Consider the following 14,570-nt stretch of genomic DNA (forward strand, 5'->3'; position numbering starts at 1 on the left):
GGGGGGTGTGGACCGGTTCGGCCCGATGTCGGTCTTCCCGGCTACGTTGGGGACCATGACGACCCCGACCCTGTCCCCCGATCAGCAGCGGGCCGCGGACGCGGTGATCACCAGTCTGGCCGGCCCCGACGCCCGGCTTCGCGACGACCAGATGACCGCGGTCAGCACCCTCGCCGGCGGTGGCCGCACCGGCACGGGTGCGCGCGTGCTGGTCGTGCAGGCGACCGGCTGGGGCAAGTCGGCGGTGTATTGGGCGGCCACCGCGGTGATCAGAGGTGACGGCGGCGGCCCAACCCTGATCGTCTCGCCGCTGTTGTCGCTGATGCGCGATCAGGTCGCCGCGGCCGAACGGGGCGGCTTGCGCGCCGCGACGCTGAACTCGTCGAATTTCGACGAATGGTCGACCATCGAGGATCAACTCGCCGGCGGCGAGATCGACGTCTTGCTGGTGTCACCCGAGCGGTTGTCGAATCCCGGTTTCGGCCGCCGTGTCCTCGACGCCTTGGCGGGCCACATCGGCCTCCTGGTGATCGACGAGGCACATGCGGTCTCCGACTGGGGGCATGACTTCCGGCCGGACTATCGCCGCGTGTCCGACGTGTTGCGCGAACTCAATCCGGCGACACCGGTGTTGGCCACCACCGCCACCGCCAATGCCCGGGTCACTTCGGACGTGGCCGCCCAACTCGGCGACGACACCCTGGTGCTCCGCGGGCCACTCGCCCGGAAGTCGTTGCATCTCAACGTTATCGACAATCTTTCGCCTACCCATCGCTACGGCTGGGTGGCCCAGCACCTGCCCGCGCTGCCCGGCTCGGGGATCGTCTATGTGCTGACCGTCGCCGATGCGGACCGACTGGTCGGCGCCATCAAGGCCGTGCAGGGATCCGATTATCCGGTGGCCGCCTACAGCGGACAGCTCGACGCGCAGGCCCGGCACGAACTCGAAGATGCCCTGCTGCGCAACGAGGTCAAGGCCCTGGTGGCGACCTCGGCACTCGGCATGGGCTACGACAAACCCGATCTCGGCTTCGTCGTCCACGTCGGGTCACCACCGTCGCCGGTCTCCTACTATCAGCAGGTCGGACGTGCCGGACGCGCGCTCGACGACGCCGTGGTGATGCTGTTGTCGTCACGGACCGACGACCGCATCTGGGACTACTTCGCCACCGCGACCATCCCCGACCCGGTGAAGATGCACCGCCTGCTGGAGGTGCTCGACACCTCGGAGGAGCCGTTGTCGGTACCCACCCTGGAATCGATGACCGGTTACCGGCGCACGCGGGTCGAGCTGATGCTCAAGCAACTCGCCGTCGACGGCGCCACCGACCGCGGCTCCGACGGCTGGCGGTCGACCGGACGGGCGTGGGAATTCGCGGCCGAACACTATGCCGGGATCGTGCGGGTACGCCAACGCGAAGCCGACATCATGCGCTCCTACATCACCGGTCAGCGCTGCCTCATGCGTCTTCTCACCGAATCTCTCGACGACCCGGCCGCCGCCGACTGCGGTCGATGTTCGGTGTGCCGCGGCGAGCTGACCCCGCCGCTGACGGCTGAGGTCGACACCGAGATCGTCCGCACCATCACCGCATCGTTGCGGTCGTCGGCGACCGTTCTCGAGCCTCGCAAGATGTGGCCGCCTGCCACCAAATCCGGCGGCGACGGCCCGGGATTCCCGATGCGGGGCCGGATCTCACCAGACCTCGCCGCCCGGGGTGGCCGAGTGCTCGCCCACGCGGACGCACCCGAGTGGGCCGACCTACTCGGCTCCGCCCGCAGCGGGGACGACGCGGCACTCGCCGAGTTGGGGGACGTCGCGGTCGCCACCCTCGCGGCATGGGTGCGCGCCGACGGCGTCCGACCCGACCAGATCGTGTCCTTGCGACTGACCGGAACCACGCTGGCCGAGACCCTTGCCGCACATCTGCGCGCGGTGGGTCGGCGCCCCGGGGCGGCGATGCCCGTCGCGCCGGGGGACGCACCCTCCGATGCACCCGGCGGCGTCGAGGCCGCGCACTGGTATCACCGGATCGGCACACCCACCGAAGATGTTGCCGGACAACATGTTCTACTCGTGGTCGACGCCACGACATCCGGCTGGCCGGTCACCATCGCGGCGGCCGCCCTGCGTAGCGCGGGTGCCGCGTCGGTCTCCCCGCTACTGATCCACCGGACGGTCTGATCGGTTCTGGAACTCAGTCTGCGACGTATTCGCCGTAGCCGAGCCCGCGCAGGCTGGACCGGATCTTCGCCGCGGCGGCGTCGAGTTCCTCCGGACTGACGTTCTTGTTCGCATTCGCCAGGTCAAAGGTCTGCATGGTCAGCGCCGGGAACACGTGCAAATGCACATGCGGCACTTCGAGTCCCGCGATCAGCAGCCCCATCCGTGGCGCGTCGAAGGCATCCTTCACCGCACGCCCGACCTTCTGCGCCACATCCGACAGATGAGTGAACGAGGCGGTGTCGATCTGCTCCCAGTGATCGATCTCCTTGCGGGGCACCACCAGCACGTGCCCCGGGGTCACCGGCTCGATGGTCAGGAAGGCGACCGCCTGTCCGTCCTTCCACACAAAACGCCCGGGCAGTTCACCGTTGATGATCATGCTGAAGACAGATGCCATGTGGCCGAGTCTAGTGGCGTCGCCGCCGCTCATTCCGCCAGCCGGGGCAGACGTACCCAGAAATTCGCCCCGCCGCCAAGTTCGGAGTCCACCCCGACCTGGCCGCCGTGTGCGGCGACGATCGCCGCAACGATGGACAGACCGAGACCGCTGCCACCGCCGTCCACGCGCGAGCGCGAAGTGTCACCGCGATAGAAGCGCTCGAAGACGTGCGCCCGATCCTCGGCGGTCAGCCCGGGGCCGGTGTCGGTGACCCCGAGGACCACCTCGTCGTCGTCCACCGAGACGCCGACGGTGATCGACGCGTCGTCGGGGGTGTAGGCGATCGCGTTGCCGACGAGGTTGCGCAACACCTGTACCAGGCGGGCCGAATCCCCCCGAACCATCGGCGGGACGTCGCTGTCGCCGACCACCAGCCGCAGGTCACGGCCGGGGGCACTCACATGCGCGGCCTGCACCACATCGGCGGCCAGGGCCAGACAATCCACCGGCTCGAAGCTCATCGGACGCTGCGCATCCAGCCGTGCGAGCACCAGCAGATCCTCGACGAGCAGCGTCATCCGGCCGGCCTCGTCATCGATACGGCGCATCGCGTCCGCGGTGTCGGGTACCGCACCCTGGCGATACAGCTCGGCGAACCCCTTGATCGAGGTGAGCGGTGTCCGCAACTCGTGACTGGCGTCGGCGATGAACCTGCGCATCTTCTCCTCGGAGGCCCGAGCCTGCTGTTCGGAGGCCGCGGTGGCGGCGAACGCATGCTGGATCTGTCCGAGCATCGTGTTCAGCGACGCCGACAAACTCCCCACCTCGGTGTTGGGTGCGGCACCGGGCACGCGCATGTTGAGGTTACCGGCCGCGATCGCATGCGCGGTCTCCTCGACACGGCGCAACGGCCGCAGACTCGACCGGACGAGCAGATAGCTCAGCACCCCGACGACCAGGACGACCCCGGCGCCGATCGCCAACTGCAACCCGACCAGCCGGGAGATGGTGGCGTTCACGTCGGTGAGAGGGATCGCCACAATCGACTCACCCCACTGATTCTGCACCTTGATGATCCGCCATTTCGGGCCATCGCCGTCGACCGAACCGACCGTCGTCGGTCCCGCATTGCCGTCCGGCAGGGCCGCGATGTCGGGATCGTCATCGAAGTCGTTGCTCGACTGCCGGGCGCCGTCGGGGAAGGTGATCGCGACGAAATAGGACGACGGTGGCCGACGCGGCCCCGGCGGTGGCCCACCGAGCCGAGGGTCGCCGACCCGATCACGCGGAGCCGCCCAGGTACGCACCGCCGACTGCAGTCCGTCATCCGTGCGGCTGATCAGGTCCTGTTTCATCGCCGACGTCACGGCGATGCCGGAAACCAACAGACCGACGACCACCAGCACCAGCATCAGTCCGACGAGCGACACCCGAAGCGGGATCCCCCGCCGGGACCGGCCCACCGGCCGATCGTTGCTCACCGGGACCGCGGATTCCGTACGCACCGGCGTGGTGGGCGAGGCCATCAGGCCCGCGGTTCCCGCATCACATAACCCACCCCACGCAGCGTGTGGATCAGCGGATTGACGCCGTCGTCGAGTTTGCGACGCAGGTAGGACACATAGGATTCGACGACGTTGACCTCGCCGCCGAAGTCGTAGTTCCAGACATGGTCGAGGATTCGCGGCTTGGACAGCACGGTGCCCGCATTGACCATGAAATACCGCAGCAGCGTGAATTCGGTGGGCGACAGTGCGACCGGCTTGCCCGCCTTGGTGACCTCATGCGTCTCGTCGTCGAGTTCGATGTCGGCGAAGGTGATCCGCGACGCCGACTTCTCGTCACCGTCGAACCCGGCGCGGCGCAGCAGCACCTGCAGACGGGCCACCACCTCTTCGAGGCTGAACGGTTTCGTGACGTAGTCGTCGCCGCCGATGGTGAGGCCGTTGATCTTGTCCTCGACCGAGTCCCGGGCCGACAGGAACAGCGCGGGCGCTTCGATACCGTCGGCGCGCAGGCGGCGGAGCAGACCGAACCCGTCCATCCCGGGCATCATCACGTCCAGGACCAGCAGGTCGGGTTTGTAGGTGCGGCAGCCATCGATGGCCGCCGGACCGTTGTCGGCGGTCTCCACCTCATAACCCTGGAACTTCAGCGACACGGACAACAGTTGCCGGATGTTCTCCTCGTCGTCGACGACGAGAACCTTCGCACCCTGTCCGGGCTGACCTGCTTGACTCACGGATAACACCCTGCCACACCACTCTGGGGCGGATCTGGAATATGTCTGCCAACTTCCTGTGTGGCCTGACCTGCAGTTTCACCTCACCGCATGAAGGGCGCCGGGTAACCGGGCTTCGGCCGGACATCGCCGATCCAGGCGGCCAGTTCCTCCGCCCGATCGTCGAATTCCCGGCGCGCCGATCTCGGCAGCGACTCCAGCAGATGCACCTCGATCGCTCCGTCCGGGCGCTGACGCCACCCACCGACGATACGTCCGTCCCACCACGCGGTCTGTCCGCCGTTGCCGTTGGTATCGAAGACGTGCGGCGCGTGCTCACCGAGGTAGAAGTCGCGTTCCTTGTACCCCATGGTCGTCGGATCCAGTTCGGGCAGCAGAAACGCACGTGGTTCGACCGGTTCGTCGTCGGCTCCGTCGAGGTCGTCGGCATGCAGGTAGCCGACACGGTCACCGTCGAGGTCGACGCTGACCAGGTTCAACTCGGCCAGCGCGGCCCGCACCGCCGTCTTCGTCGAGCCCAGCCACCACACCAGGTCCGTTTCGGTACCCGGCCCGTAGGAGCGCAACCACCGATCGATCATCGCCCGATGACCGTCGGCGACACCGCGCACCGGCAGCGGTTCACCCAGCCAGTCCGACATCGCCGCCCAGGACGGTCTGGACAGATGCCACCCGGCGCCGTTGGGTCCGCGCACGATCTCACCGGCGGCACTCAGCATGTTGAGGACCCGTGGTCCCATCGGTGTCCGCGTGCCCCACGACCGGCCCGCACCCACCGTCACGTAGCCGTCGAGTGTGGGCAGACGTTCCCGCAGCTGGGTCGACGTCAGACACTCCCCGCCCGCGAGTTCGGCGAGCACCGCCACGCGCGCGGTGTCGATCCAGCCCTCCGGATCGTCGAAGTCGTCACTCCGCCGCAGGTCGCGCAACATGTTGGTGCGCTCGGCGGCGGCGACCCTCGGTCCGACGGCGGCGACGGCGTCCGCCAGGGCGGACCGGGTCAGCACGAACAGAGTGCGTCGCATCGCGAGGTGTTTGACGAGTGAGCGGTCCCGATAGAGCGCGGCGTCCATGTCGTCGGCGGTGAATCCGGTGACCCGGGCCCGCGCGGATAGGTACACCGTCGACGGCGTCGTCGCGTGCAGGCCGACCATCGCGTCGGCGGCCTGTTCGACGGTGGACGCGCGCGTGGCGTCGGTGAGACAGTGCCGCCGCAGCAGACGCGCCCGGCGCTGATCGTCGGAGATGTGCGGCCGGGCTCGGCTCACGCCGGAACCGCGGCCACGGCGTCGACCTCGACGAGCTGTCCGTCGTAGGGCAGTACGGTGACGCCGATCATCATCGCGGGAGGTACCTGTCCGTCGAATTCGTCGACGACGGCATCCCAGGCGACCTCGAGATCGACCTGGAGATGTTCGGCGACGTACACGGTCAGCTTGGCGATATCGGCGGAGGACGCGCCGCGCTCGGCGAGCACGGCGCGGAGATTGTGCAGACACTGACGGGTCTGGGCGACGACGTCGCCGGGTTCGGTGACCTCACCGTCGGCGTCGAGCGGTGAGATGCCCGCGGTGAACAGGATCGGTCCCGCATTGACAGTTGCACTGTAGGGAAAACCGGCGTCGGGCATTGCGGACGAACCGTGTCGGCGTACCCGGCCAGAACTCTGATCGGCCATAGCCGCGATTCTAATGACGGCTCCGGCACCGCCCGCCGAGATCTGAGATGGTGATCGAGCGGGGCGAGGAATCTGGTGAGGGGTTATCCGGGGCCGGACCGACCCCCATCGGTTCCGGCCCCGGCTACCCCCGTGGACCCGGTCGCCTCGCGACACACAACCCCCGACAGGCGGTGCTGAGCACCTCCGTGTGTCGTGCGACTTCCGTTTCCGTCACGTTCCCCCGAACGCGCTCCACTACTTCAACCCAATTCCCGCGCCAACTCCAGCGATCCCCATCAGGACCCCCCATAACCACAGGTCAGGGCCAAAATAGACATTCCGGTCCGGACACGTCCAAATCCGGATCCGGACAAATATCGGTCAAATGACCTGGTTCGCGGGTACGAGCGCACGCGACCCGCAGCACCCCGGCAGCCCCCCGATGGCGCAATGTCCATTCGTGACGGACAATGTTCCCGGTAATGGTCGGTTGAGTCCCAGGGTGATGGTGAGTTGGATTTCGGTGAGGCGCTCGGGCGGCTGTTCGTCCAGGCCGGACGTCCCACCCTGCGCGCGGCATCGGCACGGGCGTCGGTCTCGGCCCAACGCATCAGCGATTGGCGCAACGGCAGGCACCTGCCCCGCGACTTCGCCACCGTCGAACCCCTCCTGCTCTGGTTGACCACCAAGGCGGTGGCGACCGGGCAACCCGATGTGCTCAGCCTCCCGCAGTGGCGTGAACTGTGGGACCGGCACCTCAGCGAGGAACCCCCCGCCCGCGCGCCGGCCCCCCCAACACCGACGACCCGGCCCTACGCCGGACTGGCCACGCTCACCGCCGCCGACAGTGCCCTGTTCTTCGGCCGCGACGACCTGATCTGCACCCTCGTCGACACCATCCTGGAAACCCGCGCCGGTCACGCCGGCGACGAGCCATCGGCGGGACCGCGATCGAAGTTGATCATCGTCACCGGGGTGTCCGGGTCCGGGAAGTCCTCGCTGCTGCGCGCCGGACTCGCGCGTGACTCGCGGGCACCCGCGCTGCGGTACGGCTCGGTGACCGCCACCGGGGTCGAGCTCGAACCATGCCCCGGTGATCCAGAAGTCCCGGCCAATCCGGAAGACACCGCCCAGGCCGAGGCGATCGCCGGCCTCCGCACCACCGCCGACGCCGACGCCCCGACGGTGATCATCGACCAGTTCGAGGACGCCTTCGCTCTCGAACCCGAGGCCATGGTCGCCGTCATGCGCGAAGTGGACGACCTGTCCCGCAAGAGTGTGGTGATCCTCGGTCTGCGTGCGGACTTCTTCGGTCGATGCGTCGAGTTCCCGTTCCTCGCCGCGGCCTGGCAGTCGCGGTGCGTGATCGTCTCCGAGATGACCCGCACCCAACTGCGCGACGTCATCACCGGACCGGTCCGGCTGGCCGGCGGCCGCATCGAATCCGGACTCGCCGACGTGATGATCACCGACCTCTACGAGGCCTCGACCGTCGGCGATCGGGCCGGACGCCTACCGCTGCTCGCCCACGTTCTGCATGCGACCTGGGCACGGCGCACCGGCAACCGGATGACGCTGTCGGGGTATCGGGCCACCGGCGGAATCGCGCGCGCCGTTGCCGACACCGCCGAGGCCGCGTGGGCCGCGCTCGATCCCGAAGATCAGGACCTGGCCCGCGCGTTGCTGCTGGCGCTGGTGCATGTCGGCCCGGCCGGACTCGCCCTGCGTGTCCCGCTCGCACCGTCGACCATCGCCGGCCGCTTCCCCCCGAAGGTGTCCGCGGTCATCGACATCTTCGCGCAGGCCCGGCTGCTGACCGCGTCCACCGATTCGGTGATGCTCGTCCACGACGTCGTGCTCACGGCGTGGCCGCGACTGGCGGAATGGATCGCCGCCGACTCCGGCACCCACCTGTGGCGTCAGCAACTCGACGCCGACACCGAGTCGTGGGTGTCGAACAACCGCAGCCGCTCATTCCTCTACACCGGGTCGCGGCTGGAGAACGCGCGCACGCACCGATCGGCCCTGGCCACGAACTACCAGCACCTGCTGACCAAGGAGAACGACGAGTTCCTCGACGCCGCGTCCGCGCAGCAACGCCGCCGACGAATGTTGGTCATCATCGCGGCCGTGATCGTCGCCGGACTGGCGATCGCATCGACCATCACCGCCGCGATCGCCCTACGTCAGGCACACGATCTGACGTTGCAGCGCAACAGTGCCGAACGGGCGGCATTGCTGTCGCATATCGACAGCCTGCAACAGTCGAATCCGTCGCTGGCCGCGCACCTGCTACTGGTCGCCCACGAGCTGTATCCCGACGACGAGACGGTGACCAGCCGGATGCTCGGGGCTGCGACCAGCCCGCTGGCGCGGGCCATCCCCGGCAACACGGGTCCGGTCTATGACCTCGCGTTCGACACCGACGGCCGGTACCTGGCGTCGGCGACCGGGGACCGAGCGGTCCGCGTCTGGGAACGCACCGACGACGGCACCGACTACCGGGAGGTCGCCACACTCACCGGCTACGGCCAGTATGTGACGTCGGTCGACTTCCACCCGACGCTCCCGCTACTCGCCACCGGCAGCGGCGACGGAACCGTCCGGGTCTGGGATCTGCGCAACCCTGGCCATCCGGTGTTGGCCGCCACCACCGAACCCGGCCACGGCACCGTGTACATGGTCCGCTTCTCGGTCGACGGGTCGACGCTGGCCGCATCGGCCGACGACGGGACGGTCACCATCTTCGCCGTCTCCCCGGACGGAGCCCTCACCCAGACCGCCGTCCTCGACGCGCACGGCGCATCTGCCGCGCGCACACTGGCCTTCAGCCCGGACGGCCGGACGTTGGCCAGTGGCGGCGACGACCAGACCGTCCGGCTGTGGACGACCGGACGCACCCCTCAGCCGGTGGCCCGCATCGGCGGTTTCCCGAGCATCGCGCATGCGGTGACGTTCAGTCCCGACAGTCGCGCCCTCGCCGTCACCGGTGACAGCGCCAACGCGCAGCTGTGGAATGTCGCAGATCCGGCACAACCCCGCCCGATCACCACCGCGCTGCCCAACACCACCGCAGGCTCCTGGTCGGTCGCCTTCAACTCGGCCGGTACACGGCTGGCGTCGGCGCGGGCCGACGGCACCGTCCTGGTGTGGAACACCGCGAACATCACGTCCCCGATCACCGAGTGGGCGCTGCAGACCGCCTCCGAACAGGGTTCGGTGCGCACCTTCTCCGCGGCCTTCAGCCCGGACGGCACCGAACTGGTGTCGGGGCGGTCGGACGGCACGCTCGACGTCTGGAGTCTGCCGCCGACGACCGTCCCGGATCGTGGCGGCATCATCACCGGGATCGGCACGAGCGCCGATCATCGGGTCCTCGCGACCGTCGGCACCGACACCACGCTGAACCTGTGGACGCCGCGGCCCGGGACGATGACGCTGCGGTCACGCACGCCGATCGATCGTCGGGTCAACGACCATCCGCGGGTGGCGGTGAACGCGACCGGCACCCAGGTGGCGACGGCGAACAACAACGGCGGGCTCGTCGAGGTGTGGGATGTCGCCGATCCGGACCGGCCGCGAGCCGCCGCCAAGCTGCGGGTCGGGACCCGCTATACGTCCCCGGTGGCGTTCTCCCCGACCGCCGATCGCCTGGCCACCGGCAGATCCGACTTCACCGTCCAGATCTGGAATACCGACGATCCGGCGCGTCCGAGCACCGCGATCCCGGTCTTGACCGGACCGACGGACCTGATCCGCAGCGTGTCCTTCAGCCCGGACGGCAACCGTCTCGCGGTCAGCTCCGACGACAAGCGGGTCTATCTCTACGACCTCCGGCTCGGCATCGCCGAACCCATCGCCACCGTCCCCTCGGACGCGCCGGTCACCCAGACCGTCTTCGCCGACGGCGGCCGGGTGCTGGTGGTGGCGTCCCGCGACCTGACCACATGGACGGTGCCGGTCGACTTACGCGGCAACGCACCGCAACTCGTCGACCGCAAACCCGACCTGCATGCGTCGACGTTGTCGCTGGCACCGGCCCGGGTGATCGTCGGGACCAGCACCCACGAATTGATGAGCTTCGCGATCGGCGACGACGGCGACCTGACCGATCTCCAGCGCGTCCGCCCGCTGCTGCCGACCACCGATACCACCACGACATGGCAGTTCCCGCTACGGATGTCGTCGGATGCCACGGTCCTCACCGGCGGCGACACCACCGGTGCCCTCTATTCGCAGACCCTGAGCGTCGACGCGGCCAGGGTGTGGATCTGTTCGGCGACACCGTCGTTGAGCACGGCGCAGCGCGACATGTTCGTGCCGCACAGTGAGATCGGCGACGTCTGCGACTGAGAGCGGTTACCCGACGCCTCGTCCGCTCCGAGACACTCGAGGACACAACGCAGTGAGCCCCACCGGAATCCCGGTGGGGCTCACTGTGAATGCGACTACTTCTTGGGCAGGAACTGCCGGGCGATGTCGCCGGCCGGGCCGAGTTCGGGGTGCAGCGCGAGCGCACGATCGGCGGCCGTGATGATGTTGCCCACGGTCGGATCCTCGACGATGTCCTCAGCCAGATCACCCGCCGGCTTCGGCGCGGCGATGTCGGCGGCGGCCGCCTTCGGCGCGGGCACCGCGTCGGCGGCGTAGGTGCTGCCGACGGCCGCACCGACACCGGCACCGATGGCAGCACCGATACCGGCGCCGATCAGCGGCGAGGCGATGGCCGACACCGGCCAGGCGATGGCGACCGCGAGCGGGACGACGACGGTGCATGCGACACCGGCCGGCGGCAGAACCGCGGTGGCCCCGGTGCACAGCGCCACACTGGCCGCACCGGCAACGGCCGAACCGATGGTGCCGACCAGCGGCGCGGCGAGGTAGCCCACCCCGAATCCGACGACCGCGCCGATCCCGGCCCCGACCGCGGTCGAGGTGCCGATCGCCTCCGGCGACGCGACCTCGTGACGGCCCGGCAGATTGCGCACCGATGCCACCGATTCACGCGGCACCAGGGAGACGCCCGCGATCGGTGCGGCGACCTGTGGCACGGCCTGCGCGACGACGTGGTGCGCGGCCGGGGCCGCCGCCTGCGCGCCGGCACTGGCGGCCGGGGCTACCGCACCCAGCACGCCGACCATCGCCACACCGGCCAGACCGGCTCCCGCGGTGCGACTCTTCCAACGACCACCCGAACGCGTAGACCGCGCTGCGGGCACACTCCAACCACTGATTCCCCGACCCATTGGACTGCCTTTCCTAGACAAAGCCTCGAATGTCCCCCGACGGATTACGAGATGACAACGGTCAATTTACGATCGCGCGCCGCAGATGGCGAGATGGCCGCCCGCGTTGTGACACACATCGCAGACATGGGAGGAATGGCGTTGCGCCACAACATTTTCCGTCAAGTAACGAAATTGTGAATAGTGCACCAACGACGGGGTGCGGAGATCTCACCGGAAGGACAGCACATCCTCACCCCAGGCCCGCCAGAGGTCGGCATCGAGGTTCTCGGCGACCCGATCCCGTTCGTCGATCACCAGCACCGGACGCGTCCTCGGATCGTAGGCAGGCCAATCCGGTGCGTCCTCGATCCCACGCGCGTCGGGGGCGCCACCGTGCGCGAACGCCGCCCATCGCGCCAGCATCCGCCGCGAGACCGCCTCCCCCTGTCCCCGACCGCCGAGCAGGAAGGTGATGTCCTTGGAGCCGTTCACGAGATTGCCCCACATGTACGGCAATTCGGTCGCGTGTGCCGCTCCGACCCGCAGCATTCTCAGCATCCGCGTGGCGAAGTCGAAGCGGTAGACGAAGACCGGAGCACGGGTGGTGTGCGCTTCAGCCAGCCACAGCGTCGGCATCCGGAAGGCGACGTCGCGGGCCACTCCGAGTCCGGCGACCTTGGGCCGCAACCCCGAATACGCCGCCGCGATCTCGGCCCGTTCCGGCAGCACGACGTCGGGGTATTGCTCGGACATGTCGGCGAACATGCGTCTGATGTCGTCGGGGGTGATCGGCATCAGCGGCGATTTCATGAATTTGAAGGCCGTCGCCTCGTCCCGGTTGGTCCCGATCAGCAGCGGCACCGGCAGCGACTGCCCCGCCCGGTACACGTCCAGCGGATGGCGGGGCACCAGGTCACCGTCGATCACCGGCGCGAAGGCGATGGTGCCCGGTGCGGTGTCGGGCACCTGCGCGAACGCACGCATCGACGCGGCGACCAATGCCGCACTCTCGGCGCGGCGCACACCGTCGGCTGTCCTGGACTCCAGACCGTCCAGCATCGACGCGGTCACCCGTTCGGCACGCTCCTGGTCATACATCGAGGTCGCCGGCGAACTCTGCGCGATCGCGCGATGGAAGAGTCCGGCCGCCGCGGGCATCGTCAGCAGCGTCGTCACGATGCCGCCGCCTGCCGATTCCCCGAAGATGGTCACCGCGTCGGGGTTACCGCCGAAGGCTGCGATGTTCTCCCGCACCCAGCGCAACGCGACCAGGACGTCGCTGAGCGCGACGTTGGTCTCGAATCCCGCTCCGACACTGGACAGATCGGCGAAACCGAAGATGCCGAGCCGGTAGTTGACGGTGACCACCACGACGTCTCCGGTGGCCGCCAAAGTGGTGGCGTCGTACAGCGGTTGTGCTACCGAGCCGAAAATGTAGGCGCCACCGTGAATCCAGACCATCACCGGTGCGCGGTGCGTCGGGGTGGCACCGGCCGGTGTCCAGACGTTGAGCCACAGGCAGTCCTCGGACATCGTGGGGTCGGGACCGAGCCGGATGGCCGGGTTGGGTTCCTGCGGACACACCCCGCCCGGCGACGACGCGTCGAGGTCGCCGTCGTGGGCGCCGGCCGGTTGTGCTCGACGCCACCGGAGATCGCCGACGGGCGCCTGTGCGTAGCGGATGCCGGCGAACACCGAGACCACTCCGGCGGCCCCGCGCACCAGGTTTCCGACGATCGGCCCGAGGGCGGTGTCGGCCACCGGACGTCCGTCGACGGTCGTCGGGAGCAGGTGACCGGGGTCGTCGGGGTGGCTGGCGACGGGATCGCTGGGAACCGGCATCCCCCGATTGTGGCCCGCCCATCACCGATCGGGGCGCAATCGCCGACACCGGACGCGCGGCGGGCCGGTTAGCCTCGACGACGTGGCTCTCACAGAACTCGTCCAGCTGCCCGCGGGCACCTTCCGCATGGGGTCGGACCGGCATTACCCCGAAGAACGTCCGGCCCATGAGCGTGCGGTCGGCGCCTTCGCGATCGAGGCCCATCCGGTCACCAACGCCCAGTTCGCCGAGTTCGTGACCGAGACCGGCTACGTGACGGTGGCGCAGGAGCCGATCGACCCCACCGATTTTCCCGGCGCCGATCCGGCGACGCTGGTGCCCGGCGCACTTGTCTTCACCCCGACCTCCGGCCCGGTCTTCCTCGGCAACTGGCAGCAATGGTGGCGATGGCAGCCCGACGCGTCGTGGCGGCAGCCGCAGGGGCCAGGCTCGGGCATCGACGATCGGCTCGACCATCCGGTCGTGCATGTCGCCTACCGCGATGCGGCCGCTTACGCGCAGTGGGCGGGCCGTCGGCTCCCGACCGAGACCGAGTGGGAGTACGCGGCACGCGGCGGGCAGTCCGGCGACCACGAGTTCGCCTGGGGGGACGACTTCGCTCCGGACGGTCGGCCCCGCGCGAATACGTGGCAGGGTCACTTCCCCTACGACAATCAGGGCTGGGGTGGCACAAGTCCGGTGGGCAGCTATCCGGCGAACGGTTTCGGCCTCGTCGACATGATCGGCAATGTGTGGGAACGCACCTCCGACGTCTTCACCCCGCGCCACGTCCGACCCGACGACATCCACGTCAGCGCCGACGGTCGGCCCGACCTGCTGGCGCCGACCACCTCGCCGACGGTGATGCGGGTGACGAAGGGCGGCTCCCATCTGTGCGCACCCGAATACTGTCGGCGGTACCGGCCCGCGGCCCGATCGGCCCAGTCCGACGACACCGCGACCAGTCATCTCGGCTTCCGGTGCGTGGCGCAGGTGTGATGGCGGTTTCACT

10 protein-coding genes are annotated in these 14,570 nt (G+C 68.8%); 3 read left to right on the forward strand and 7 right to left on the reverse strand.

What is annotated here, in order from left to right:
* The first annotated feature begins 55 nt into the window (after positions 1-55).
* Complete coding sequence (locus QSJ18_RS09050; RefSeq protein WP_286326058.1) at positions 56-2,185, forward strand: RecQ family ATP-dependent DNA helicase; 2,130 nt, start codon at positions 56-58, stop codon at positions 2,183-2,185.
* Between the two features lie 13 nt (positions 2,186-2,198).
* Here QSJ18_RS09050 and QSJ18_RS09055 read toward each other — a convergent pair whose 3' ends face one another.
* The 5 genes from QSJ18_RS09055 to QSJ18_RS09075 form a co-directional block, all read right to left on the reverse strand.
* Positions 2,199-2,624: an HIT family protein gene (locus QSJ18_RS09055; RefSeq protein ID WP_286326059.1), complete on the reverse strand. Its 426-nt coding sequence runs from the start codon at positions 2,622-2,624 to the stop codon at positions 2,199-2,201.
* A 29-nt stretch (positions 2,625-2,653) separates the two neighbouring features.
* A complete protein-coding gene (locus tag QSJ18_RS09060; RefSeq protein WP_462476028.1) occupies positions 2,654-4,132 on the reverse strand; it encodes a HAMP domain-containing sensor histidine kinase in 1,479 nt (492 codons plus the stop codon).
* Entirely contained in the window at positions 4,132-4,848 is a 717-nt protein-coding gene (locus QSJ18_RS09065) for a response regulator transcription factor (RefSeq protein WP_286326060.1), read from the reverse strand. Before QSJ18_RS09065 ends, QSJ18_RS09060 begins: the two co-directional genes overlap by 1 nt.
* Positions 4,849-4,931: 83 nt before the next feature.
* Positions 4,932-6,116, reverse strand: a complete 1,185-nt coding sequence (locus tag QSJ18_RS09070; RefSeq protein WP_286326061.1) for a winged helix DNA-binding domain-containing protein — start codon at positions 6,114-6,116, stop codon at positions 4,932-4,934.
* The gene (locus QSJ18_RS09075; RefSeq protein WP_286326062.1) at positions 6,113-6,526 is read right to left on the reverse strand and encodes a RidA family protein; all 414 of its coding nucleotides are present in this window, start codon (positions 6,524-6,526) and stop codon (positions 6,113-6,115) included. Before QSJ18_RS09075 ends, QSJ18_RS09070 begins: the two co-directional genes overlap by 4 nt.
* A 495-nt stretch (positions 6,527-7,021) precedes the next feature.
* On the opposite strand from QSJ18_RS09075, the gene QSJ18_RS09080 reads away from it, so the two are divergent.
* Positions 7,022-10,861 carry an nSTAND1 domain-containing NTPase gene (locus tag QSJ18_RS09080; RefSeq protein WP_286326063.1) on the forward strand — a complete coding sequence of 1,280 codons (3,840 nt, stop codon included), beginning with the start codon at positions 7,022-7,024 and terminating at the stop codon, positions 10,859-10,861.
* Between the two features lie 95 nt (positions 10,862-10,956).
* Here the strand turns inward: QSJ18_RS09080 and QSJ18_RS09085 are convergent, their stop codons facing one another.
* Both QSJ18_RS09085 and QSJ18_RS09090 read right to left on the reverse strand, forming a co-directional pair.
* Positions 10,957-11,727, reverse strand: a complete 771-nt coding sequence (locus QSJ18_RS09085; protein WP_286326064.1) for a hypothetical protein — start codon at positions 11,725-11,727, stop codon at positions 10,957-10,959.
* A gap of 237 nt (positions 11,728-11,964) precedes the next feature.
* The gene (locus tag QSJ18_RS09090) at positions 11,965-13,578 is read right to left on the reverse strand and encodes a carboxylesterase/lipase family protein (protein ID WP_286326065.1); all 1,614 of its coding nucleotides are present in this window, start codon (positions 13,576-13,578) and stop codon (positions 11,965-11,967) included.
* 127 nt (positions 13,579-13,705) lie between these two features.
* Here QSJ18_RS09090 and QSJ18_RS09095 point away from each other — a divergent pair, with 127 nt between their 5' ends.
* Positions 13,706-14,557: a formylglycine-generating enzyme family protein gene (locus QSJ18_RS09095; protein ID WP_462476034.1), complete on the forward strand. Its 852-nt coding sequence runs from the start codon at positions 13,706-13,708 to the stop codon at positions 14,555-14,557.
* Positions 14,558-14,570 lie beyond the last annotated feature (13 nt).

This window comes from Gordonia heveisoli (genome assembly GCF_030315745.1).
GTDB lineage: Bacteria > Actinomycetota > Actinomycetes > Mycobacteriales > Mycobacteriaceae > Gordonia.

Coding starts and splice junctions, on each gene's coding strand:
- QSJ18_RS09050 (WP_286326058.1), top strand. CDS start 56: ATGACGACCCCGACCCTGTCCCCCGATCAGCAGCGGGCCGCGGACGCG.
- QSJ18_RS09055 (WP_286326059.1), bottom strand. CDS start 2,624: ATGGCATCTGTCTTCAGCATGATCATCAACGGTGAACTGCCCGGGCGT.
- QSJ18_RS09060 (WP_462476028.1), bottom strand. CDS start 4,132: ATGGCCTCGCCCACCACGCCGGTGCGTACGGAATCCGCGGTCCCGGTG.
- QSJ18_RS09075 (WP_286326062.1), bottom strand. CDS start 6,526: ATGGCCGATCAGAGTTCTGGCCGGGTACGCCGACACGGTTCGTCCGCA.
- QSJ18_RS09090 (WP_286326065.1), bottom strand. CDS start 13,578: ATGCCGGTTCCCAGCGATCCCGTCGCCAGCCACCCCGACGACCCCGGT.
- QSJ18_RS09095 (WP_462476034.1), top strand. CDS start 13,706: ATGGGGTCGGACCGGCATTACCCCGAAGAACGTCCGGCCCATGAGCGT.